Origin of the sequence: Seramator thermalis (genome assembly GCF_004138125.1) — a bacterium.
GTDB lineage: Bacteria > Bacteroidota > Bacteroidia > Bacteroidales > Dysgonomonadaceae > Seramator > Seramator thermalis.
Window position 1 is genome coordinate 147,601 of the sequence record NZ_RXHS01000008.1, and the last position, 23,489, is coordinate 171,089.

The window sequence follows — 23,489 nt, forward strand, 5'->3', positions numbered from 1 at the left end:
CGAAATGATAGAACGCATCCTGATACTCGAAAGTGTCGATCCCGTTATATTTTTCGGCATCAACAACATCAATTTGCAATTGATGAAAACACTTTTCCCGAAATTGCGCCTTGTAGCTCGTGGAAACGTCATCAAAGCAATTGGCGATGAAGAAGAAATTGTCCATTTCGAAGAAAAAATTCATGAACTGGAAAAGTTCAGTATCGAAATGAATCTGTTGCGTGAGGAAGACATTCTCGACATTGTGAAAGGCAAAACACCGCCCATCGTGAATCAGGATAACCTCATCATTCACGGGCTCAACGGAAAGCCAATTGTAGCACGAACGGCTAACCAAAAAAAATTGGTGGAGGCTTTCAACGACAACGACTTGGTATTTGCCATTGGTCCTGCGGGCTCGGGAAAAACCTATACGGCGATAGCCCTCGCGGTACGCGCACTGAAAACCAAGCAAATTCGAAAAATCATTCTCAGCCGACCGGCAGTGGAAGCAGGCGAAAAACTCGGATTTCTTCCCGGCGATATGAAAGAAAAAATCGATCCATATCTGCAGCCCCTCTACGATGCGCTTGAAGATATGATTCCTCCGCTCAAGCTCAAAGAATATATCGAAAACAATATTATTCAGATTGCTCCGCTTGCCTTTATGCGTGGTCGCACGCTCAACGATGCAGTGATTATTCTCGACGAAGCCCAAAACACTACGAAACCGCAAATAAAAATGTTTCTTACACGATTGGGGCTCAACGGCAAAATGATTGTCACGGGCGATATCACTCAAATCGACCTTCCACACACGCAGCAATCGGGATTGATTCATGCCATGCATGTGCTCAAAGGCATAAAAGGTATTGCTACAGTTGAATTCAACAAAAAAGATATTGTTCGTCACAAGTTGGTGCAACAGATTGTGGAGGCATACGAAAAGGAAGACGAACAAAACAAGAAGGACAAAAAAGAAGCAAATTTAATTTGACTGATACTAATTTTCAGTTCTTCTGCAATTTCAGATTAAGATTGACGAATAATAAAATGTTCTGTCAGAAAAAACAAGTTAAATCATTTTTCACATTAAATTATATGAACAATACGTTAACAAAGACAGATTACCACTTCCCGGGGCAAACAGCTGTTTACCACGGAAAAGTGCGCGACGTGTACACCATTGGCAGTGACATGTTGGTGATGATTGCCACCGACAGAATTTCGGCATTCGATGTCATTCTTCCCGTAGGAATTCCTTATAAGGGACAAGTGCTCAATCAAATTGCGTCTAAATTTCTGGATGCAACTGCCGATATTGTGCCCAACTGGAAACAGGCTTCACCCGATCCAATGGTTACCGTGGGTATGAAGTGTGAACCTTATAAAGTTGAAATGGTTATTCGCGGCTATCTCACCGGAAGTTCGTGGAGAGAATACAAGAATGGGATTCGCACACTTTGTGGCGTTTCACTTCCCGAGGGAATGAGAGAAAATCAGAAATTCCCCTCACCCATCATCACGCCTACGACTAAAGCACAAGAAGGACACGACGAGAATATCTCGAAAGAAGAAATCATTGCACAAGGGCTGGTAAACAAAGAAGAATACGAACAAATCGAGAAATACACCTACGCCTTGTTCGAACGCGGCACACAAATGGCTGCCGAAAAAGGGCTGATTTTGGTGGACACCAAATACGAATTTGGTAAAAAGGACGGCAAAATCTACCTCATCGACGAAATTCACACTCCCGACTCATCGCGCTACTTCTATAGCGAAGGATATGAAGAACGATTCGAAAAAGGAGAAGAGCAAAGGCAGCTTTCGAAAGAATTTGTTCGTAAATGGCTTATGGATAATGGTTTTCAAGGGCAGGCAGGTCAAAAAGTACCCGAGATGACTCCCGAGTTTTGTGAGAGTGTTTCGGAGCGATACATCGAACTATTCGAAACTATTACGGGCGAAAAATTTGTAAAAGCCGACACAAAAGATTTGGAAAAGCGTATCGAGAAAAACGTTCTGGAATATCTGAATAAATAAATTTATCCCTCAAACGGAAATCAACTGTTTTCATTAATGGCATACAAAGTAGAAAAAATACATCCTTACAACACAGTTGAGTCGAAAAGGGAGCAAGTATCGCACATGTTCGATACCATTGCTCCCAACTACGACAAACTCAATGGGGTTCTATCGATGGGAATCGACAAATATTGGCGCAGAGAGGCCATGAAAGTACTATATCAATTTAGGCCGAAGTATGTGCTCGATATTGCCACCGGTACAGGCGATTTTGCCATCATGGCAGCAAAAATAGTTCGTCCGGATCAGGTAATCGGAATCGATATTTCCGAAGGAATGATGCAAATCGGGCGACAAAAAGTTGAAAAACAAGGGTTGAACGATGTGATTTCGTTCGAAAAGCAGGACTGTGCCAACTTACGATTTCCCGATAATACGTTTGATGCGGCTATTGCAGCATTTGGCGTTCGCAATTTCGAAGATATCGACACAAGCTTTCGCGAAATCTTGCGTGTACTCCGTCCGGGAGGAGTATTCCTTTTTCTCGAACTCTCCACTCCCGAAAAAACGCCGATCAAGCAACTATATGAAGTCTATTCCGACTATGTGATGCCTCTGATGGCAGACCTGCTCGCTACCGAAAAACGCGCATATGAATATCTGCCCGAATCGATTGCTGCTTTTCCCCAAGGGAAAGAAATGATGCAGATTCTCAAAAAAAACAGATTTACCAAAATTCGTCTCCGTCGGTTAACACTCGGAATTTGTACGATGTACATTGCAGAAAAACCCATAGAAAAAGGCCTCAAATACTGAACGGAATGGACACTTACGGCTTAATCGGATTTCCGCTGAAACACTCTTTCTCGGCAGCATTCTTCGCCGAAAAATTTAGTCGTGAACATATCGACGCCGAATACCTTAATTTCGAAATCAACGATATTCTGCAACTTCGGGAAGTGATTTTGTTCAATCAGCACCTCAAAGGTTTGAATGTAACTATTCCATATAAGGAAAAGGTCATTCCGTTTTTGGATGAAATTTCGGACATTGCCGCTACGATAGGGGCAGTGAATGTTATCAAAATCACATGCGAACCGGGCAATATGTATTTTTATCGACTTGCAGGATACAATACCGATTATATCGGATTCAAAAAATCGATCGCGCCACTCCTGCAACCTCAAATTCACCGAAAAGCACTGATTTTGGGAACAGGGGGAGCATCGAAAGCCGTATCCAAAGCTCTTTTCGACTTGGGATTGGAGCATCGTTTTGTTTCTCGGTCAGCAGGCGAAAACAGATTTACTTACGATGAATTGACACCCGAAATCATGAAAGATTTCACCGTCATTGTCAATGCATCGCCGGTAGGCACTTTCCCGAATGTGGACGAATGCCCTCAAATTCCCTATTCGCTTATCACGTCGCAACATTTGCTCTACGATTTGGTTTATAACCCAGACGAAACATTGTTTTTGAAGAAAGGTAAAAGACAAGGCGCTGCCACCAAAAACGGTCGCGAAATGCTCGAACTTCAGGCATTGGAATCGTGGCAAATTTGGAACCAGCAGTAGAAAAAGGAATTACCCCTTTAAGATCGCCCTAAAGAGGTAATTTGCATAGTTAAGGTTTGGTTAAATCACTTGTACCTGAAAGAGATAGGAAAGAGAAGATATATAGAGACGATTGTGTAAATTGTCATAAATCCGGTTGATTATTCCATGCCTTCGCTCGTGTTTTGAAGCGGCTCTGAAGATTGATCCATCGTTGTTTCTACACCATCCTTATCGAGATAGAAAGTTTTCTTCGATTGATCATCCTTCTTGGTAGCCTCAACCTTGGTGATTTGCTTTTCGGCATTGTACTGCAACGAGTTGAGCTCGTATGTCTCACTTATCGTCCGAACCGCTTCCTGTTCCTTTTCATTCAAATCTTCTAATTTAACTTCCACAAAACCGTCATCCTGCATTGCATACATCGTTTCGATGGAAGGAGCTTGTGTGCCGGACGTAATTTCGACATTCTTTTCGGAAGACTCCATTTCAATTTCGTTTCCTTCTGCATCCAAATAGAATGTTTTTTTCGAATTGTCATCCTTCTTTGTAGCTTCCACTTTAGTAATCTGCTTTTCTGCATTATACTGCAAAGCATTCAGATAATAAGTTTGATCGATCACACGAACGGCAGCTTGCACTTTCTCGTTTAATTCTTCGAATTTGACATCAACAAAATCGCTGTCCTGGCTCGTTTCAAACGATTCTACCAAAAGTACATTTGGCGATGTAGCGGTATTACCTGCATCCGTCTTTTGTTCTTCGGCCGGAGCTTCCATTTTTATTTCCTTGCCTTCGGCATCGAAATAGAAAACTTTTACGCTCGTGTCGCTTTTATTGGTAGCTTCAAGTTTGGTAATCTGTTTTTCGGCATTGTATTGAAGAGAATTCAATTCATATTCCTGCAAAATAGCATTTATCGATGCCTGCACTTTCTCATTCAGCGAGTCCAGAGTTACATCTACATACCCATTGTCCTGCCAAACGGTAATCACGTTAGCCTCATCGTTCGATATATTCGAAGCATTGACACTTGTTAATGTGCCCAACCCGGCTATTACTGCAAATGATAAAATAACTTTTTTCATAACGATAAATTTTTAATGTTTAACTTCACTTACTTTGATCTGAAATCTTAATTTCATCTGTCTGCATTTACATCTACAAATATCATACAACACAAACCTTTTTTTCGTCTGATAGAACATTACATATTTGATTATCTGAATATTAAAAACATTATATCGATGTGTGCCAAAACCCGGAATGTGTGGAAGTAATGTGGAGGATGTGGAATTTTTCCACACGCAGAATCCGGAAAATCCACATTTGTTTCGTAATAAAGATCAATCTATACGATCTCGGTAATAAAAAAAAGAATAGTTACCACCAAATTTGATTATATTTGAACGGCCAAAATAAGAAAACATGAGCGACGAAAATTCATTAGAACGTGGAATAAGAATAAAGATCGGATTGATTTTTCTGATTATTGCACTTTATTTCGCCGGCGTCCTTGCTTATTCGTTACGTCTGAAAACGAGTATTGATGAACAATCTCAAAATGTTGACACCTCCTATCGACTACTTGCTCAAACGGGCAATCTCATCAACTCGGTTCAGCAGGCGCAAGATCTCATGAACTCATATCTGCTTGCACCTCAAGATATGGACCGAAATCTCTATGATTCGATTTCAACGGACATTTTGCGACAAATTGCAACCATTAAAAAGGAAAGTATCCGCCAAGATCAAAATCGGTTATTGGACAATATCGATTCGTTGTTGGTGGAAAAAAACGAGATTGTGGGCCAGCTCATTCGTCAGTTCAAGGCACAAAATCCGCTGAAGAAAGTCGATAAAAAAATCGACACATCTTATTCCGATATCGTGAAAGATTCCGTTTCGGTAACCACATACAAGGATACTACGATAGTCGTGAAAAAAGAAAAAAATTTCTGGTCGAGATTGAAAGGCGTTTTCAATCCAAAACATGCACCTGATACAACCATCACTATCACTCGAACGAAAAAAGACACGGTTCTTACGTCGAAAGCCGACACCCTATTTTATAAGGACCTGAAAGATATCACGCACGAAGCATCACTCAGCTATTCCTCCAACATTAGAGACATCGAAAAACAGGTGCAGAATTTAATTCAGGCCGAACAGTCGATATCGCTTCAAATATCCGAACTCCTGACTCAATTATACGATAGAACGGTGGAGGTGGTAAAACTGAATACATCGAAAAACGAAAATCTGACACAAAAGATTTTTCTCTTTGCCGTTGCCGTAGGCGCTTTTTCCTTACTGCTCGTCGCAACCATCATTTTGTTTATCATAAAAGATCTCAACAGAGGCCAAAGAGCCCGACGCGAGTTAGCCGAAGAAAAACGACTCACCGAAAGCCTTATGGAAAGTCGGCACAAACTGCTTTTGTCCATCTCGCACGATATGAAAACGCCTCTCAGCTCTATTATGGGTTATCTTGAGATGTGGAGCAGACAGGAATCCGATCCCGAAAAAAAACATCAGATGATTTCGGCTCAAAGCTCCGGCAAATATATGCTGAACATGCTTTCGAATCTGCTCGAATTTTCACGATTGGAACAAAATTCCGGAACACTCAATATTAGTCGATTCGATCTGATAGAACTCGTAGAAGAGGTTGTCGAGATGTTTCGTCCGCTTATAGAAGAAAAAAAGCTGGAGATTGTATTCGAAAACCTCGCCGAGCCAACCTTCCCAACAGATTCTGACTATACCGTCGTCAAACAAATACTCACAAATGTGGTCTCGAATGCAGTGAAATATACTACGAGCGGGAGCATCCACATCACATTGGAACATCACGAAAAAGTTGTCTTAGCAATTACCGACACCGGTATCGGCATCGATAACCGGAACATCGATAAAATTTTCAAACCTTTTTCGCGGATGGAAAATGGTTTGAAAACCGAAGGAAGCGGATTCGGCATGTATGTTACAAAAGGGTTGGTAGAATCCCTGCATGGCAATATTTCGGTAAAGTCCCAAAAAGGCAAGGGTACGCAAGTAGCCATCGAATTTCCTTTCGAAAGAATGGAAACTCCGAATATTCATCCTGAGGATGCAGTCGAAAAAAGAGACCCCGAACTTCGTAATATTTTAATTTTCGAAGACGATGCGCCGCTGGGCAATATGATTTCGGAATACCTGAAAAAACGTGGATGCAAAGTCGTTCTTTGCAGAAATGCCGAAGAAACGGATCGGTTGTTAAATCAAATTTCGAATTTCGATATCGTTTTCACCGATATGGAAATGATCGGCATCACCGGAAAAGACATTTTGGAGGCCATACGTCGGCGTGATTCACGAATCCCGGTTTGGATTATGACGGCTCACGACGACTATTCTATGGAACAGGCTTCTAAAGACGGATTCGATGGTCTCATCACCAAACCCATTCGATTGAACCAGCTCGACCAAATTTTGCATCTCAACAACATATCGGAAATACCTACACCCATCAATCAACAATTTCCTGCGCTCGCCTCACTTTTTGGCGACGATGAGGCAACCATTCGCGAGATTCTGACAAATTTTGTAGAAACCTCCGAAAATGATACGAAGCAGCTGCGTAAGTTGATTGAAAAGGACGATTTCGAAAATGCACAACGACTGTGCCATAAAATGCATCCATTTCTGGCACAACTCAATGCCGATTATTTATGTGATGTATTGATAAAAATGGATAAGTTGCGCGGACAGAATGAATCGGCGTATCCCAACTGGAAAAACGAACTCGCCGAAACAGTGAAAAAAGTGGAAAAGTTTACGGAATTGGTAAAAATCAATTATCTGAAAAACGGGAAATAAAATTGAGAAAAAGGTAAACCCGATTGCTATCAAAAAAAGGCCAAAACTGCAATCAAATCTCTATACCATACAGGTGCAATTTATTGTACAACGTTTTCCGATCGATACCCAACATGCGGGCTGCCTGAGATTTGTTGCCGTTGACTTTTGCCAGGGCGGCTTTGATTTTTTCTATTTCGGTTTCGGGATTTTTGTTTAATGAAAGCTGCTCAGGCAACAATTCATCCGAATCTGTCGCTTTTTCGGTCGGCAAATAAATAGACTCAGCTCTGATGACATCCTCTGTAGCGAAAAGCACTGCTCTACGAATCACATTCCGCAATTCGCGCAAATTTCCGGGCCAGGAATAACTTTTCAATCGGTCTAACGCATCTTTTTCGATGAATCGCACATGTTTGTTGAGCTCGACATTCGCTTCGTTCATAAAATGTTCGGCATACGCGCCAATATCCTCCAAGCACTTTCGCAACGGAGGAATCTGAATCATAAATTCATTCAACCGATGATACAGATCTTCGCGAAAAGTGCCGGCCGCAATAGCTTTTTCAAGATCCTCGTTCGTTGCCGTTACAAGGCGAACATTCACCTCAATATCTGCATTGCTTCCTACCGGGCGAATTTTCTTTTCCTGCAGAGCCCGCAACAATTGTTTCTGAACGCCATAAGGCAAATTGCCTACTTCATCCAAAAACAAGGTTCCGCCATCTGCCTCCTCAAAAACGCCTTTTTTGTCTTCAACGGCTGAAGTAAACGAACCTTTTTTATGGCCGAAAAGCTCACTTGGGGCCAATTCCATCGATAGAACACCACAATCGACCGCCACAAAAGGTCCGTTCGCACGATCGCTTCTGTCGTGAATCATTCGGGCAGTATGTTCTTTGCCTGTTCCACTCTCACCGACAATCATTACAGCCATGAGTGTGGGAGCCACCAAATCGACATAATGATGCATCTGGACGGTCAATGGCGACTTACCTTCTACAAATTTGCTTTCGGCGGATTGTGTATCAACCGGCGTTACCCTCTTTTTCGAAACATTTTCGTCGGGGTTGGGAGCGCGAAGAATTGCTTCGATTTTTTCTTTCAAGACCGAAGGATTAAGAGGCTTTTCCAGAAAATCGGAAGCTCCGAGTTTGATGGCAGAGACTGCAGTTGAAATCTCGCCGTAACTCGTCATGATGATAACCGGCGTATCCAAATGTCGCTCTCTCATCCAATTGAGCAAAATAATTCCATCCCCGTCAGGAAGTCGTAAATCGGACAAGACGAGATCAAACGAAGCCTTCAGCATTTTTTCCTTTGCCGACTGCATTTCAGAACACAACACCGGCGAGAAATTGTTTCTTTCGAACCATTTTTGCAACATGGTTCCAAAAGAAGCATCATCTTCCACAATCAATATTTTCGAATTCATTGAACGAAATAGAACAGGTAAAGATAAAATTTTTTCTTCGAAAATGAAAACGAGTATCGAAAAGATAACCTTTATGAATACCGATTAATTTCCTTTGGACTTCATTCACGCGCGTTAACAACAAAAAGTTGGAATATAGCTTTCATGAGAAATTAGAATGACCTGAAATTGTTGATGGTCGGGTAAAATCTCGATTGGTTTTTATTCGAACCAAATACGACGCAAGTACGACCCAAATACGACCGAAACATGAACGGAAAAGTATGCTCGAAAATGACTAAAAATCGGCGTATTGATTTTTTTATTGATCTGTGTATAAAAATCATTTTTTTGATATAAATTTGCGCACGAACAGAGTTATTTATTTAATATCTAATCGATCATGAGCAATAAACTTTCCAGAAGAGATTTTCTAAAGACCGCAACAGTGGGGGCAGTCGGAGTTGCCGTGTTTCCTCAATTTTTGGCCTCGTGTACACAAAACAAAAAAAACGATGACGAAATCATCCGGCTCGGATTTATCGGATTAGGGCAGCAGGCCATGTATTTGCTCAACGGATTTATCAGTATCCCGGGAGTTGAAGTGGTGGCTGGCAGCGATGTGTACGGTGTGAAAAGAGAGCGTTTTTTAAGGCGGGTAAACAATCATTATGCCACTTCACAACAGAATGTTGCAGTAGAAACATATGGCAACTATAAAGATCTACTTGCCCGTGAAGACATCGATGCAGTTGTGATAGCTACACCCGACCATTGGCATGCTTTCATAGCAATGGATGCCTGCAAGGCAAAGAAAAATGTTTATCTCGAGAAACCGCTGACATTCACCATCAAGGAAGGACAGGCGTTGGTTAAAGCCGTTCGAGATAATGGGGTGATTTTGGGTGTCGGCAGTCAGCAACGCTCCGATCCTAATTTTCAACACGCAGTGCGAATGGTACAGGAAGGTAAAATCGGGAAAATCGAGCGCGTGAATGCTTATGTAGGAGCGCCTCCCAAACCCTATGATCTACCGGAAGAACCCGTTCCCTCCGACTTAGATTGGAAGATGTGGTTAGGCCCTTCGGAATATGTTCATTACAATTCACAACTAAATCCACCCATAAGCCTTGATCCCGAACAAAACGAACAGTTTTGGGGCGCATGGCGTTGGTATAAAGAATTGGGCGGAGGGTTCACTACCGACTGGGGTGCACACATGTTCGATATAGCACAATGGGGACTGGGCATGGATAACAGTGGTCCCGTCGAAATCATTCCTGCCGGCTACCGGGACACAAAATTCCTTACCTACAAATATGCAAACGGAGTGGTAATGACGGAAGAACCATTCAACGAACAGAAGACCAAAGGCGTGAAGTTTTGGGGAGATAAAGGGTGGATTGAAATATCGAGAGAGCATTTTCTGGCTTCAGACGACAGTTTGCTGCCGCCAAAAGTAGAAGAAACCGAAGGTGCTTACGAAACCAAAATACCGCATCTGGTCAACTTTATCGAATCGATAAAATCGAAGACCGATCCGGTTGTTCCGGTTGAAATAGGACATCATTCGTGCACGGTTTGCACATTGGGTAATATCGCCTACGATCTGATGCGCCCCATCAGATGGAATCCTGAAACGCAAACTTTTGTAGATGATGAGGAAGCGACGAAAAACAGACTCTACAACAAAACCTACAGCGAAGGATATTCTCTTTGATGAGATGACACCGGCGTTTATAAACAACAAAAGCTGCCCCGCGGGGCAGCTTTTGTTGTTTGATGGAGTAAACGATATTATTTCTTTTCTTTGATCATGATTCCCAACTCGTCCAATTGTGCTTGATCAACTTTCGACGGTGCATCGAGCATCATATCGCGTCCCGAATTGTTTTTGGGGAAAGCAATGCAATCGCGAATACTGTCGAGTCCTGCAAAAATGGAAACAAGCCTGTCCAATCCGAATGCGATTCCTCCGTGAGGCGGTGCACCGTATTGAAAAGCGTTCATCAAAAATCCGAATTGTTCTTGAGCTCTTTCTTCCGTAAATCCGAGAGTGGCAAACATTTTTTTCTGCAATTCGCTGTCGTGGATACGAATAGACCCGCCACCAACTTCAACTCCGTTGATGACCATATCGTAGGCATTGGCGCGGACTTTTCCCGGATCGGTGTCGAGCAAAGGAATGTCTTCCGGCTTAGGTGAGGTGAATGGATGATGTTTCGCAAAATATCGTCCCAGCTCTTCATCTTTTTCCAACAGCGGAAAATCTACCACCCACAGACATTTGTAATTGAATTTGTCTCTCAATCCGAGGCGCGTGCCCATTTCTAAACGAAGTTCCGAAAGTTGTTTTTGCGTTTTTTCGGTTTCGCCGGCAAGTATCAACAGCAAGTCACCCGGGTTGGCATTGAAGCGGTCGATCCATGCTCGCAGGTCGCTTTCGCCGTAAAATTTATCTACTGACGATTTGATGGAACCATCTTCGTTGTAACGAACGTATATCAAACCTTTGGCTCCAATTTGTGGCCGTTTCACGAAATCGGTCAACTCGTCGAGCTGTTTGCGGGTGTAATTTGCACATCCATTTGCACAAATGCCTCCGACATATTCGGCCGAATCGAAAACGGAGAAATTGTGACCTTCGGTCAGATCCTTTAGTTCAACGAATTTCATGTCGAAGCGAATATCGGGTTTATCCGAGCCATAATATTTCATGGCATCGGCGTAACTCATACGTGGAAATTCGGGCAGATCTATATTTTTGATCGTTTTGAACAAGTGCTTGGTCAATCCTTCGAAAATATTCAGAATATCCTCTTGCTGCACAAACGACATTTCGCAGTCTATTTGGGTAAATTCCGGTTGACGGTCGGCCCGCAAGTCTTCGTCTCTGAAGCATTTCACAATCTGAAAATAGCGGTCGAATCCGGCTACCATCAACAATTGTTTAAGCAGCTGTGGCGATTGTGGTAATGCATAAAACTCGCCTTGATTCATACGTGAAGGAACGATGAAATCGCGAGCGCCTTCGGGAGTGGAAGCCACCAGGACGGGAGTTTCGACCTCCAGAAAACCATGTTCGTCCATATATCGGCGCGTTTCGAAAGCCATGCGATGCCGAAGTTCCAAATTTTGACGAACAACAGTCCGACGCAAATCGAGATAGCGATATTTCATACGCAGATCGTCGCCACCGTCGGTATCTGTTTCGATAGTGAAAGGCGGAGTTTTGGAAGGATTGAGCACGATGAGTTTCGAAACAATCAGTTCGATGTCACCGGTCGCAAGATTCGGGTTTTTATTCGAACGCTCTTTCACGGTTCCCGTAACCTGAACAACCCATTCGCGTCCCAGTTTGTTGGCTTGTTCGCAAAGATTGGCATCCACTTCCTGATTAAACGACAATTGAGTAATTCCGTATCGGTCACGTAAATCGATAAAAGTCATCCCCCCCATTTTTCGAATTTTGTGCACCCATCCGGCAAGTATCACTTCGCAATTGACATCGGCCAATCTAAGTTCGCCGCACGTTTTAGTTCTATACATAAGGTTTTAAATTGTTTTTTCGCGAGTGCAAATGTACTGAATTCTTGTGTGAAACATGCACGAAGGTAAAAAAAACAGGAAATGTTTTGAGATGTGGGAGATTCGTTGTAATTTTGCGCCACAATTCAACGGAAAAGAATTTTCGGGGTGTAGCGCAGCCCGGTTAGCGCACCTGCTTTGGGAGCAGGGGGTCCCAAGTTCGAATCTTGGTACCCCGACATTAATTTAACGACGGCAATACGACGTCCGAAATCAAAAGCGAGAGAATACAATTTTATTGTTTCTCCCGCTTTATCTATTTTAGTGGCTATTCGAGCATCTAAATCGAAGGGAACTCATATTTGAAAATCATTTTACTCTTAAATTGAATTGAGTACATTTCTTCGGCAATATATTTTTCGGTTTTAACGTCAATAAAACACAAAAACAGGTAAACAACTGAAATAAAAGCAATATTTTTGCATTCGTATTAAAGGCTTTGGAGAATTTCTCCGCCTTTTAGGGTAATCGTTTCGAACAATAAAAAACAAGATGATGACGAATTTCAAACAAATATTCGATTTTCTCTCGAAACTTCAAGTACACAACGACCGCAACTGGTTCAACGAGCATAAGGACGAATACATGGCGGCTCACCGGGAATTTGCCGGATTTGTCAATGCTCTCATCGTCCCCCTAAGTCAACTCGACGAAAGTATCGGTACGGTAAGTGCCGAAGAGTGCATTTTCCGCATCTATCGCGATGTACGCTTTTCGCACGACAAATCTCCCTACAAAACCAATTTCGGAGCATTCATTGCCAAAGGCGGGAAAAAAGCCGAACGGGCGGGATACTATGTTCACATCCAACCCGACGAATCGATGCTGTCGGGCGGCATCTACATGCCGGCTCCCGAAACACTCGAATCCGTTCGCAACGAAATATACCATCATCCACAAGAAATCAGGAAAATACTCGAAAACAAATCGTTCAAAAAATATTTCGGCACTCTGTCTGAAGAAGACAAACTGAAAAATCCGCCCAAGGGTTATCCGAAAGATTTCGAAGAAATAGATTTATTGAAAAACAAACATTTCGTTACCGGCTATCCTGTGCCGAACGATTTTTTCATGCAAGAACACCTCATAGAGCGCATCATGGATGTTTTCAAAGCACAATATCCACTCAATGCGTTTATCAACAGAGCACTCGATAAATGAATGATCGATAAGAATTATCAAAAATACCGTTTTATCCACTAAACATATCAAATTTTACACTTGTTTGTAGGCGAAAAAGTTTATCTTTGCGAACATCGAACAACAACAAATTGCTCAGTTGTATCTTTAACGTTGAATTCCATAACTTATTTACATAATTTTCTTTTATGAACGATAAATCAATCATGCAAAAAGCAGCGGACAACATCCGCATTCTTTCGGCAGCAATGGTCGAAAAAGCAAATTCGGGACATCCGGGCGGTGCCATGGGAGGCGCCGATTTTATAAACGTGTTATTCAGCGAATTTCTCGAATATGACCCCGAGAATCCCCATTGGGAACATCGCGACCGCTTTTTTCTCGACCCGGGACACATGTCGCCCATGCTCTATTCGGTACTCGCATTGAGCGGCAAATTCACCCTCGACGAGTTGAAGGAATTCAGGCAATGGGGCAGTCCTACTCCGGGACATCCCGAAATTGATGTGAAAAGAGGCATCGAAAACACTTCGGGCCCTCTTGGACAAGGTCATGCTTTTGCGGCCGGAGCAGCTATTGCCGCCAAATTTCTTGAGGCACGTTTGGGAAACATCGTCAATCATACGATTTACGCCTACATCTCGGATGGCGGCATTCAGGAAGAAATATCGCAAGGCGTGGGACGCATTGCCGGTCATTTAGGCTTAAGCAATCTGATTATGTTCTACGATTCGAACGACATCCAACTCTCCACCGAAACCAATGCCGTCACCAGCGAAAATGTGGCTAAGAAATATGAAGCCTGGAATTGGAAAGTTATTACCATCGATGGAAACGACGTGGATGCGATACGCGCGGCACTCAACGAAGCCAAAGCCGAAACCGAGCGGCCAACCATCATCATCGGAAAAACCGTGATGGGAAAAGGTGCCAAAGCTGCCGACAATTCGTCATTCGAACGTAAAGTTTCCACACACGGACAGCCATTGAGCGCTGCCGGCGCCGATTTTGCGCAAACTGTACGCAATTTGGGAGGTGATCCCGAAAATCCGTTTGTCATTTTCCCCGAATCAAAAGCGCTATATGAAAATCGTAGAGCCCAATTGAAAGAAATTGTTGCCGCCAAAAAAGCGAAACATGAGCAATGGGCTGCTGCTCATCCGGAATTAGCCGAAAAGGAACAACAATGGTTCTCGGGCAAACTGCCGGATATCAAATGGAACGAAATTGCCCAAAAGCCTGACCAGGCTACTCGGGCAGCTTCGGCAACCGTTCTCGGTTATTTGGCTCAACACGTCGAAAATATGATAGTAGCCTCAGCCGATCTGTCAAATTCCGACAAAACCGACGGATTTCTCAAATATACTCATGCTTTCAAAAAAGGCGATTTCACGGGTGCGTTCCTGCAGGTTGGCGTTTCGGAACTCACAATGGGTGCATTGTGTGTGGGTATGAGCCTTCACGGAGGCGTGATTCCGGCATGTGGAACATTTTTCGTATTTTCGGATTACATGAAGCCCGTTGTCAGACTGGCAGCCATCATGGAAAAGCCGATCGTTTTCATCTGGACACACGATGCTTTCAGAGTGGGCGAAGACGGGCCTACCCACGAACCTGTGGAACAGGAAGCCCAAATCAGGCTGATGGAGAAGCTGCAGAACCACAGCGGACGAAATTCGGTGCTTGTGCTTCGTCCTGCCGATGTGCACGAAACGACAGTTGCATGGAAACTGGCGTTGGAAAACAAAAATACGCCTTCGGCTCTCATCCTTTCGCGACAAAACATCAAGGATTTGCCGGCCACAACCTCACGCTTCGAAGAAGCATTGAAAGCCGACAAGGGTGCTTATGTGGTGGAAAGCGACGAAAACTACGATGTGATCCTGTTGGCTTCGGGTTCTGAAGTTTCGACCCTTGTTGAAGGCGCTGCCTTGTTGCGCAAAGAGGGCATTGGCGTCCGCATCGTATCGGTTCCTTCCGAAGGATTGTTCCGCAAACAAAGCATCGAATATCAGGAATCGGTTTTGCCGAAAGGCAAAAAGAAGTTCGGCTTGACGGCAGGACTTCCGGTAACTCTCGAAGGACTTGTAGGCGCCGACGGCAGCGTTTGGGGATTGAATTCGTTTGGCTTTTCGGCACCCTACAAAGTACTTGACGAAAAGCTCGGATTCACCGCCCAAAACGTATATCAACAAGTAAAAAAATTGCTCTAATCATACATTTATTGTGTTTCGGAGAAACTTTTTCTTCGAAACACAATTATATTTGCAAGAAAATAAAAAAAGATGTAAACAATGGCAACCTTGTTCGACGAAGCCGAAAAACCCATCGGATTGGCATCCGATCATGCCGGCTATCAAGCCAAACAATATGTGATAAAAGTTCTTGAGGAAAAAGGAATTCCCTACAAGGATTTTGGCACTTATTCGCCCGAAAGTTCCGATTATGCCGATTATGCACATCCGTTGGCTACGGCCGTAGAAAACGGAGAATGTTATCCCGGTATAGCCATTTGCGGAACCGGCAACGGCATCAACATGACCGTCAACAAACATCAGGGAATAAGAGCCGCCTTGTGCTGGATTCCCGAAATTGCTTTTTATGCACGAGCACACAACGATGCTAATATCCTTTCTTTGCCGGGTCGCTATCTTTCCGAAGAAGAAATATACGACATATTGGTTACATTTCTGAATACACCATTCGAGGGGGGAAGACATGAACGCCGAATCAACAAAATTGCGTGTGGATAAACACAACAAAAGTCAATTGTACTTCGGAACCGAAAATGAGCGCTCGCACATCTGCAAAAAATAAATCGAAAAGAAACAGAAGAAGACACAGAACAATTAAACGGAAACAACGAAAAATCATCAGATTTGTCTCTGCCGGCTTCTTGTTCATCCTCTTGTCGGTTATTATCATTCATTTTGTTCGTCTGCGAAATTCGGTTTTTCACACATTCGACGATTCGGAGTTTTCGGATAAATATTTCGTTCGGGGAATAGATGTTTCGCATCACAATTCTTTTATCAACTGGGAACAGTTGCGAGATGAAAATGTTACATTCGTGTATCTGAAATCCACTGAAGGCATGAGTCATAAAGACAAGAACTACAAAAGTAACTATCGCGCCGCAAAAACAGCGGGGCTGAAAGTAGGAACCTACCATTTTTACATCTTCGGGTTGAACGGACGACGACAGGCCGCACATTTTATCCGCAACTCCAACATTCACTCCGGCGATTTGATTCCGGCGATAGATGTCGAACATTCGCGTATCAATGTGGATTCGCGCAACAAATCGTCGCGTGCCAAAATGCTGACCGAATTGAAAAACATGGAACAGGCAATGTTTGAACATTACGGCAAACATCCGATTATTTACACCAACAAAGATTGCTACAATGCCTATATCGAATCCGAATTTCCCGACAATCCGATTTGGATTTGCGATTTACATCAAGAACCGACTGTCGCCAGGGATGAATGGGTAATCTGGCAGTTTTCGCACACAGGCAGACTTGCTGCCGCTGCCGATGATATTGATTTGAATTATTATCGATATTCGTTTGCCGACTTTCAACAACTGCTCATGCCATAAGATAAGATATGAAATCGAAAAATGTTTTGATGGGTTTGATCGTGCTTTTTTGCTTTACCGGATGTCGAGACGAATTGATGACATTCGAAAATTCGCCACGAGGCAATTTTGAAGCGTTATGGTATATCATAGATCGGAATTATTGTTTTTTCGATTACAAACAAATAGATTGGGATTCGGTCTATTTAAAATACAGTCCCCGCATAACGGAAAATATGAGCAGCGAATCGCTTTTTAACCTACTTGGAATGATGCTTGAAGAGTTGAAAGACGGACACGTAAATCTAATAGCATCGCACGATATATCTCGCTATTGGAAATGGCAAGAAGATTATCCTGCCAATTTTGATCCAAAGATTCAAGAAAAATATTTAGGTAACGATTATTCGATAGCCGGAGGCATGATTTATAAAATACTGGAAGACAATATCGGATATGTATATTATGGCAGTTTTTCGGATGATGTGGGAGAAGGTACTCTTTCGCAAATCATAAGCCGCATGGCTATATGCAAAGGCATGATCATTGATGTGAGAGACAATGGCGGGGGAAGTTTGACCAACGTTGAACGTATCGCCAGCCGATTTTTCAACGAGCGAACGCTGATTGGATACATTTCGCACAAAATAGGTCCGGGACACAACGATTTCTCTGGGTTGTATCCCAAATATATCGAAAGCTCACCTTATGTTCGCTATCAAAAACCGGTAGTAATCCTCACAAACAGAGGCTGCTATAGTGCCACTAACGAATTTGTCAGCATTATGAAATATGCTCCACAAGTAACTGTGGTTGGCGACAAAACCGGTGGAGGAAGCGGTTTGCCTTTTTCGTCGGAGTTGCCCAACGGATGGTCGGTACGTTTCTCAGCCAGTCCGATGTTTAATGCCGAAAAACAGCATATCGAATTTGGAGTGGATCCGGATCTCGAGGTGATGATGAGTGAAGCAGATGCCAATAAAAAAATCGATACCATTATCGAAACCGCAAGAACAATTATTGAAGAAAACTCGGTTGTCAGTCAATAATTTTTCACGCGTTCCCAAATATTTCTTAACTTTTTCAAATTACTATTCCACTTTTGACCGCAAATTTATTACTTTTGTGAGCAATGCCAAACAAATGGACATGAAACATCTGTAGCTCATGACAAATTCACAAAAGTTATCGGATACCATTGAATGACAATCGATTAATATTTATTGTCGAACACATTACTTCAAAATATTTACCAGATGAAAAAAATTAGCATTTTAGCGTTCACCTTGTCAGCCATTGCTTTAAGTGTGTCCGCACAAACAAAACAGCCTATGGAAATGAAACCGGAAATGACCGAAATCTGGGAACCGGAAGTTCCTGTCGTTACTCCCGGTCGAACTGCAGCTGATGCTCCTTCGGATGCCATCATCCTATTCGATGGCAACGACCTCTCCAAAGAATGGACAAATGCCGAAGGCGGCCTGCCCGGATGGAAAGTAGCCGACGGATGCGTTACCGTTGTCAAAGGAGCCGGGATCATCAAGACAAAAAAAGTTTTTGATGATTGTCAATTGCATATCGAATGGCGAACACCCACCAAAGTGGAAGGCGAAAGCCAAGGTCGCGGAAACAGCGGCATATTCATGCAGGAACGCTATGAGGTTCAGGTGCTCGACAGCTTATAACAACCGAACTTACAGGAACGGTCAGGCAGGAAGTATTTACAAACAATACGCGCCGCTGGTTAACGTTTGCAAAGCGCCCGGTGAATGGCAATCATACGATATCATCTACACTGCACCCCGTTTCAACAACGATGGGACTTATTTTACACGTCCTGCCATTACCATTTTGCAAAATGGCGTTTTGATTCAAAATCATGTCGAATTACGTGGACCTACACAATATATCGGCATTCCGGAATATTTTGTCGAAAAGCACGGTGCAGCCAGCATTGTTTTGCAGGATCACGGCAATCCGGTAAGTTTCAGAAATATATGGATCAGAAAATTATAAAAGCCAAGTTGTTGACTAGATGTTATGTATCATAAGATCGTTTACACTTCTAAGCGAGGAAAGTGTATCAGGAGGTTGTTTACATTCTAATCAAGGGAATGTATCATAGGTTCGTTGACACAACCCCATGGGGTTGGCCGACTTGTTAGGACAGTCAAAATATCAGGAGTTCATTTACACGTTGTTTATTTTGGAAGAAACATCGGGAAAGGGAAAATATGATAAACGATGTTGTTTCTCGAGACCGTTAAAACATACTTTTCGATGACGATTCGTGCGATTACGTATGAATATTTCAATTCTTCATCAACACTAAAAACCGAATCGAGGATACGCAATTTACAGTCGCTGCGAATGAACCGTATAAAAATCAGAGAGCCTTCTTCAATAAGGATCTTGGCATTCATATCCCATTCCGCAGATAGTCTGGATCGTTTTTCTAAAGGCTCGACGGCTTGCTCCGGCGTTTTGTAACCGATGCAGCCGTAGCGATGATTCCGGTTGTGAAAATCGCTGAAACGAATGGCTTCATTTTTCATTTGTTCAAAATCGGAGAAGATATGGGCGGTATAAAACCGTTTCTGTACATTATCGTTGAACTTCTCGATTACGCCGTTTCTCCAGGGCTCGGCCGGAGGAATGAAAATGGGAGCAATCCCGTTTGAAAGCGCCACCTTGAGCAGTAATCCCAAACTTCGGGGATGCTTGTTGCTCCCTCTGAAAGACAACTCATTGTCCATCTGTAAAAAATCAGGCAACTGATAATCGCTCCAACAATCTATCAGGCAGGGTACGATGCTTTTGGCGGACTTGTTCTTAACCGGGTAAACACGGGCGTAATGCGAATCCACATCCATGATGGAAAAGAAGTAAAATTTAAACCCGCCTTTCAGATAACGCGGACCGATGAGATCCATCTGTTGGACATTGACAAATCCTGCAGGGTATTCGGCCTCTTTGCGTAGCACCGTCGTTTCTCTATTGTGTAGCCCGTTGCGTTTGATGATGCGATTTATGGTGGCCGTCGAAGGTGTCTGAATACCCATTGCTTCAAGCCGGTAGAGAATATTGATCGCCCCCCTCTGATGATAAGGCTCTGAAAGGAGTTCCTTGCGAATGTTTATAACGGCCTTCTCAATTTCCGGAGATACTTTGTTTCTCACTTGCTTGGGCCTTCGGTTGCCACTCTTGTACCAGGATTCGGATGAACCGTTCCTTTCATACTGTTTGAGCCACTTGTGAACCCATTGGCGGCTGCGATTCAACTGTGCACTTATATCCTTTACGGATACTCCCTGAAGGTGCAGTCTTACTGCTTCTTTTCTTAATATTTCTTCCTCGTTCATAATACTTTTTTGTATTACGAACAAAAATGTAAACAACTTGTCAAAGATCTTTTTATATTTATGTCAACGAACTTATGATACAAAATCTACATTAAGAGGTAAATGATCTTATGATATGAAATGCCAATTAGCATGTAAACGATCTTATGATACAAATAGGTAAACGATCTTATGATATTTATCAACTAGAAAAAGATTCAGAAAAAATTATTGGACAAGGATAAATTAAAATTAATTTGAAAAATAAAAAAAACTTATTACTTTTGCGAAAACAAGAGTATTTTTTACACTTGGGGTAGAGGTTCAGAATGAAATAACTTATTTAATTTAACTATATCATGATTTACTGCTCAGAAACAATTAACCATAGATGTTTTAAGATCTTTATTGTTTAGTTTCACCACGTTATTGGGTGTGATGATTTAGATTTCCCGTCCTCGAGGGCATGAAATCTAAATTCGGAAAAAATAACTTGCTTGGTAAATTATTCACCACAAAAAATGTACAAAATGAAACAAGTTTATCATTCCATCGAAATGACTAAAGTACACATTCGTTTCGCGATTCAAAAAGTAATTTGCCAATGAACCATCCGGCAGAAAAATATAATGTGTCTGAAAACCCGGTGAGCAAATGGAAGCGTAGGGATGAACTATATGACCGCGGTTCCGGACCGCACAAGATTTATTGCTCCCTTGCCGATATAGAGCAGGAAGATATTAAGACCGTTCGCAGAAGCATGCGGTTGCCACCGGATGAAATAGAAGAAATGGCACGGCAACCCAATCCATCGGCATCACGAAGTGCTGTCTATAGAACGCTGTTATCGGCAGGGTTAAACAAAGTACCGGAAAAGGAGAGAGAAAAGGCAAAAAAGTTCAAAGAGTATGAACCCCGTTACCTGCACGTAGACGTAACCTATCGGCCAAAAATTGATGGTGTAAAACAGTATTTGTTCGTAGCTGTTGACCGTGCTACACGAACACTCTTTTATCAGAGGTATGATGCCAAAACAGCCGAAAATGCAGAGAATTTTATGAACAGGTGTGAAGAGTTTTTTCCTTTCAAGATAACTCATATACTTACCGACAACGGACTTGAATTTACCAATGCGTTTTTGGTGTTAAAGAAAGGGCGATGCTGTGAAAACCCTCTAAAGTAGATGAGTTCTGTACAATAAAGAATATTGATCATCGTCTTACTAAACCCAATACACCTAAAACAAACGGTATGGTGGAGCAAGCCAATGGCATTATCGAATCAAACACTATTTTCACAGAACAATATGCTACAAAAAGAAGAAAAGGATATACACCTGATGAATTCTTTGTGTTTTACCTTTTGTGGAGAAGACACGGTAGTTAAAAAAAGAGCTAAATATTAAAGTTCCTTTTGAGGCGGTTGAAAAATGGTTTAAGTTAAAAACCGGAAAATTTTAAAGAAAATATTTTGTAATTTAAAAATAAAATATTATTCTTGCATCATTGCGAAACTTGACAGTTAAAAATTTAAAACATGAAAGAAAAATCAAAGAATATAACGCGTAGAGAGTTCCTGGGCAGGTCTGCATTAGGATTGAGTGGATTAACCATTTTGCCCAGCTGGACTATAAATGGAGTAAAAATTGCACCGAGTGATCGAATCACATTAGGTTTTATTGGACTCGGAAGACAGGGAATTAGTGATTTCCATGCATTTGCCCAATGCCCCGGAGTACAAGTTTTGGCTGGTAGTGATGTTGACTCTATGAAACGTGACCGGTTCAAAAATGTAGTTACCGGATGGCAAGAAATAAGTCGACTTCCCGTTAAATGTGAAACGTATGAATTTTATGAAGATATGCTGGAAAGGAAAGATATAGACGCCATTTCAATTGCAACTCCGGATCACTGGCATGCACTGACAGCTATCCATTCGTGTCAGTCAGGAAAGGATGTCTATTGTCAAAAACCGTTATCATACACCATATCTGAAAGTCTATCCATGGTAGAAGCTGCCAGAAAACACAAACGCGTTTTTCAGGTTGGAAGTCAGCAACGCTCCAGCTCAGAGTTCCAAAAAGCTGTTTCGTTAGTGAGAGAAGGTAAAATTGGACATATTGAAAAAGTCTTCGTTCGTATCGGCGAACCTCCAAAACCTTTTGATTTACCTGAAATGCCAGTTCCCTCAAATTTGAATTTCAGACATTGGCTGGGTCCGTTGAACGACCCTAAGGTACATTACCATCCTTCCATGTGCCCTCCTATATCACCCCCTGATTATCAAGAAAAAGGAGAATGGGCGACATGGCGTTATTATCGGGAAACGGGAAACGGTTTTACCGGAGACTGGGGCGCTCACCATTTCGATATAGCACAATGGGCTCTTGGACTGGATGGTTCGGGACCAATAGAGTATATTCCGGCAGGTTATAATGGAACTAAATACACAACGCTTAAATATGCGAATGGAATAGTAATGACAGAGCAACCATTTCGTGAAGACAAGCCGGATGATAAGGGTATACAATTTATAGGAACAGATGGATGGATAAAGGTTGCTCGAGGATACATCGAGTGTTCGGATCCCTCGCTTCTGAAAAAATCGGAAAAAGAGATTGAAGCAGGAGCTTTTGAAGTAAGCGCTCCACATATGCAGAATTTTCTGGATTCCATGCGTTCTCGTCAAAACCCGATTGCGCCTGTGGAAGCCGGTTGCAGCACAAATATCCTTTGTTGCTTGATTAATATCGCAACCGAGTTGAACAGACCGGTAAAATGGGATCCCGTAACTCATAGTTTTGGCGATGATAAGGAAGCACAAGCTCACAGATTGTATTGGTATGATTACAGAGAACCTTATAAACTGCCGTATTGGTAATTGTACTAGTCAGGTCTATCAATAGTTCGTTAATTATTTAATATACGAATCATGCAGCAATTGCTGCAAACTCGACGAGTTCTTTAACAAGTTTATCATTTAATCTTCTGTTCGGCTTTATGCCGGACACGCAAATAAAT

The 23,489-nt window shown here is 42.4% G+C and carries 19 protein-coding genes and 1 tRNA gene; 16 read left to right on the top strand and 4 right to left on the bottom strand.

What is annotated here, in order from left to right:
• Nucleotides 1-4 precede the first annotated feature (4 nt).
• The 4 genes from EJN84_RS07840 to EJN84_RS07855 all read left to right on the top strand — a co-directional run bounded on the left by EJN84_RS07840 (nt 5) and on the right by EJN84_RS07855 (nt 3,584).
• Nucleotides 5-976 (top strand): PhoH family protein, encoded by a 972-nt coding sequence (locus EJN84_RS07840; protein ID WP_129594899.1) that lies wholly within the window; start codon nt 5-7, stop codon nt 974-976.
• A gap of 104 nt (nt 977-1,080) precedes the next feature.
• Nucleotides 1,081-2,025, top strand: a complete 945-nt coding sequence (locus EJN84_RS07845; RefSeq protein WP_129594900.1) for a phosphoribosylaminoimidazolesuccinocarboxamide synthase — start codon at nt 1,081-1,083, stop codon at nt 2,023-2,025.
• 36 nt (nt 2,026-2,061) lie between these two features.
• Nucleotides 2,062-2,823, top strand: coding sequence for a bifunctional demethylmenaquinone methyltransferase/2-methoxy-6-polyprenyl-1,4-benzoquinol methylase UbiE (gene ubiE / locus EJN84_RS07850; protein ID WP_129594901.1), 762 nt, complete (start codon nt 2,062-2,064; stop codon nt 2,821-2,823).
• Between the two features lie 5 nt (nt 2,824-2,828).
• Nucleotides 2,829-3,584 (top strand): shikimate dehydrogenase family protein, encoded by a 756-nt coding sequence (locus tag EJN84_RS07855; RefSeq protein ID WP_129594902.1) that lies wholly within the window; start codon nt 2,829-2,831, stop codon nt 3,582-3,584.
• 140 nt (nt 3,585-3,724) lie between these two features.
• Here EJN84_RS07855 and EJN84_RS07860 read toward each other — a convergent pair whose 3' ends face one another.
• The gene (locus tag EJN84_RS07860) at nt 3,725-4,651 is read right to left on the bottom strand and encodes a hypothetical protein (protein WP_129594903.1); all 927 of its coding nucleotides are present in this window, start codon (nt 4,649-4,651) and stop codon (nt 3,725-3,727) included.
• Between the two features lie 340 nt (nt 4,652-4,991).
• On the opposite strand from EJN84_RS07860, the gene EJN84_RS07865 reads away from it, so the two are divergent.
• A complete protein-coding gene (locus EJN84_RS07865) occupies nt 4,992-7,424 on the top strand; it encodes a hybrid sensor histidine kinase/response regulator (RefSeq protein ID WP_129594904.1) in 2,433 nt (810 codons plus the stop codon).
• Between the two features lie 52 nt (nt 7,425-7,476).
• On the opposite strand, the gene EJN84_RS07870 is transcribed toward EJN84_RS07865, so the two are convergent.
• Complete coding sequence (locus EJN84_RS07870) at nt 7,477-8,838, bottom strand: sigma-54-dependent transcriptional regulator (RefSeq protein ID WP_129594905.1); 1,362 nt, start codon at nt 8,836-8,838, stop codon at nt 7,477-7,479.
• A 382-nt stretch (nt 8,839-9,220) separates the two neighbouring features.
• Here EJN84_RS07870 and EJN84_RS07875 point away from each other — a divergent pair, with 382 nt between their 5' ends.
• Nucleotides 9,221-10,537 carry a Gfo/Idh/MocA family oxidoreductase gene (locus EJN84_RS07875; protein ID WP_129594906.1) on the top strand — a complete coding sequence of 439 codons (1,317 nt, stop codon included), beginning with the start codon at nt 9,221-9,223 and terminating at the stop codon, nt 10,535-10,537.
• Between the two features lie 77 nt (nt 10,538-10,614).
• Here EJN84_RS07875 and aspS read toward each other — a convergent pair whose 3' ends face one another.
• Nucleotides 10,615-12,366, bottom strand: a complete 1,752-nt coding sequence (aspS, locus tag EJN84_RS07880; RefSeq protein ID WP_129594907.1) for an aspartate--tRNA ligase — start codon at nt 12,364-12,366, stop codon at nt 10,615-10,617.
• A gap of 143 nt (nt 12,367-12,509) precedes the next feature.
• On the opposite strand from aspS, the gene EJN84_RS07885 reads away from it, so the two are divergent.
• The 8 genes from EJN84_RS07885 (at nt 12,510) to EJN84_RS12450 (ending at nt 19,144) form a co-directional block, all read left to right on the top strand.
• Nucleotides 12,510-12,584 (top strand) — tRNA-Pro (locus EJN84_RS07885).
• Nucleotides 12,585-12,897: 313 nt separating this feature from the next.
• Nucleotides 12,898-13,566, top strand: a complete 669-nt coding sequence (locus tag EJN84_RS07890) for a DUF2461 domain-containing protein (protein WP_129594908.1) — start codon at nt 12,898-12,900, stop codon at nt 13,564-13,566.
• A 167-nt stretch (nt 13,567-13,733) separates the two neighbouring features.
• Nucleotides 13,734-15,758 (top strand): transketolase family protein, encoded by a 2,025-nt coding sequence (locus EJN84_RS07895; protein WP_129594909.1) that lies wholly within the window; start codon nt 13,734-13,736, stop codon nt 15,756-15,758.
• A gap of 81 nt (nt 15,759-15,839) precedes the next feature.
• On the top strand, nt 15,840-16,298 hold the full coding sequence (locus EJN84_RS07900; RefSeq protein ID WP_129594910.1) for an RpiB/LacA/LacB family sugar-phosphate isomerase: 459 nt from the start codon (nt 15,840-15,842) through the stop codon (nt 16,296-16,298).
• A 35-nt stretch (nt 16,299-16,333) separates the two neighbouring features.
• Entirely contained in the window at nt 16,334-17,149 is an 816-nt protein-coding gene (locus tag EJN84_RS07905; RefSeq protein ID WP_129594911.1) for a glycoside hydrolase family 25 protein, read from the top strand.
• Between the two features lie 8 nt (nt 17,150-17,157).
• Nucleotides 17,158-18,177 carry a S41 family peptidase gene (locus EJN84_RS07910; protein WP_129594912.1) on the top strand — a complete coding sequence of 340 codons (1,020 nt, stop codon included), beginning with the start codon at nt 17,158-17,160 and terminating at the stop codon, nt 18,175-18,177.
• Nucleotides 18,178-18,384: 207 nt separating this feature from the next.
• Nucleotides 18,385-18,813 carry a 3-keto-disaccharide hydrolase gene (locus EJN84_RS12445; protein ID WP_262707350.1) on the top strand — a complete coding sequence of 143 codons (429 nt, stop codon included), beginning with the start codon at nt 18,385-18,387 and terminating at the stop codon, nt 18,811-18,813.
• A complete protein-coding gene (locus EJN84_RS12450) occupies nt 18,785-19,144 on the top strand; it encodes a 3-keto-disaccharide hydrolase (RefSeq protein WP_262707351.1) in 360 nt (119 codons plus the stop codon). The genes EJN84_RS12445 and EJN84_RS12450 overlap by 29 nt, the downstream gene beginning before the upstream one ends.
• Before the next feature lie 185 nt (nt 19,145-19,329).
• On the opposite strand, the gene EJN84_RS07920 is transcribed toward EJN84_RS12450, so the two are convergent.
• Complete coding sequence (locus EJN84_RS07920) at nt 19,330-20,490, bottom strand: helix-turn-helix domain-containing protein (RefSeq protein ID WP_238943968.1); 1,161 nt, start codon at nt 20,488-20,490, stop codon at nt 19,330-19,332.
• 583 nt (nt 20,491-21,073) lie between these two features.
• On the opposite strand from EJN84_RS07920, the gene EJN84_RS07925 reads away from it, so the two are divergent.
• Together EJN84_RS07925 and EJN84_RS07930 are read left to right on the top strand one after the other, a co-directional pair.
• The gene (locus tag EJN84_RS07925; protein WP_129594913.1) at nt 21,074-21,652 is read left to right on the top strand and encodes a DDE-type integrase/transposase/recombinase; all 579 of its coding nucleotides are present in this window, start codon (nt 21,074-21,076) and stop codon (nt 21,650-21,652) included.
• A 353-nt stretch (nt 21,653-22,005) separates the two neighbouring features.
• On the top strand, nt 22,006-23,349 hold the full coding sequence (locus EJN84_RS07930; protein WP_129594914.1) for a Gfo/Idh/MocA family protein: 1,344 nt from the start codon (nt 22,006-22,008) through the stop codon (nt 23,347-23,349).
• Nucleotides 23,350-23,489 lie beyond the last annotated feature (140 nt).

What these genes read in the sequence shown, in the direction of transcription:
- EJN84_RS12450 (WP_262707351.1), top strand. Translation starts at nt 18,785, where the DNA reads ATGAGGTTCAGGTGCTCGACAGCTTATAACAACCGAACTTACAGGAAC.
- aspS (WP_129594907.1), bottom strand. Translation starts at nt 12,366, where the DNA reads ATGTATAGAACTAAAACGTGCGGCGAACTTAGATTGGCCGATGTCAAT.
- ubiE (WP_129594901.1), top strand. Translation starts at nt 2,062, where the DNA reads ATGGCATACAAAGTAGAAAAAATACATCCTTACAACACAGTTGAGTCG.
- EJN84_RS07900 (WP_129594910.1), top strand. Translation starts at nt 15,840, where the DNA reads ATGGCAACCTTGTTCGACGAAGCCGAAAAACCCATCGGATTGGCATCC.
- EJN84_RS07855 (WP_129594902.1), top strand. Translation starts at nt 2,829, where the DNA reads ATGGACACTTACGGCTTAATCGGATTTCCGCTGAAACACTCTTTCTCG.
- EJN84_RS07860 (WP_129594903.1), bottom strand. Translation starts at nt 4,651, where the DNA reads ATGAAAAAAGTTATTTTATCATTTGCAGTAATAGCCGGGTTGGGCACA.
- EJN84_RS07870 (WP_129594905.1), bottom strand. Translation starts at nt 8,838, where the DNA reads ATGAATTCGAAAATATTGATTGTGGAAGATGATGCTTCTTTTGGAACC.
- EJN84_RS07895 (WP_129594909.1), top strand. Translation starts at nt 13,734, where the DNA reads ATGAACGATAAATCAATCATGCAAAAAGCAGCGGACAACATCCGCATT.
- EJN84_RS07845 (WP_129594900.1), top strand. Translation starts at nt 1,081, where the DNA reads ATGAACAATACGTTAACAAAGACAGATTACCACTTCCCGGGGCAAACA.
- EJN84_RS07875 (WP_129594906.1), top strand. Translation starts at nt 9,221, where the DNA reads ATGAGCAATAAACTTTCCAGAAGAGATTTTCTAAAGACCGCAACAGTG.
- EJN84_RS07905 (WP_129594911.1), top strand. Translation starts at nt 16,334, where the DNA reads ATGAGCGCTCGCACATCTGCAAAAAATAAATCGAAAAGAAACAGAAGA.
- EJN84_RS07920 (WP_238943968.1), bottom strand. Translation starts at nt 20,490, where the DNA reads ATGAACGAGGAAGAAATATTAAGAAAAGAAGCAGTAAGACTGCACCTT.
- EJN84_RS07925 (WP_129594913.1), top strand. Translation starts at nt 21,074, where the DNA reads ATGAACCATCCGGCAGAAAAATATAATGTGTCTGAAAACCCGGTGAGC.
- EJN84_RS07865 (WP_129594904.1), top strand. Translation starts at nt 4,992, where the DNA reads ATGAGCGACGAAAATTCATTAGAACGTGGAATAAGAATAAAGATCGGA.
- EJN84_RS07930 (WP_129594914.1), top strand. Translation starts at nt 22,006, where the DNA reads ATGAAAGAAAAATCAAAGAATATAACGCGTAGAGAGTTCCTGGGCAGG.
- EJN84_RS12445 (WP_262707350.1), top strand. Translation starts at nt 18,385, where the DNA reads ATGAAAAAAATTAGCATTTTAGCGTTCACCTTGTCAGCCATTGCTTTA.
- EJN84_RS07890 (WP_129594908.1), top strand. Translation starts at nt 12,898, where the DNA reads ATGATGACGAATTTCAAACAAATATTCGATTTTCTCTCGAAACTTCAA.
- EJN84_RS07840 (WP_129594899.1), top strand. Translation starts at nt 5, where the DNA reads ATGATAGAACGCATCCTGATACTCGAAAGTGTCGATCCCGTTATATTT.
- EJN84_RS07910 (WP_129594912.1), top strand. Translation starts at nt 17,158, where the DNA reads ATGAAATCGAAAAATGTTTTGATGGGTTTGATCGTGCTTTTTTGCTTT.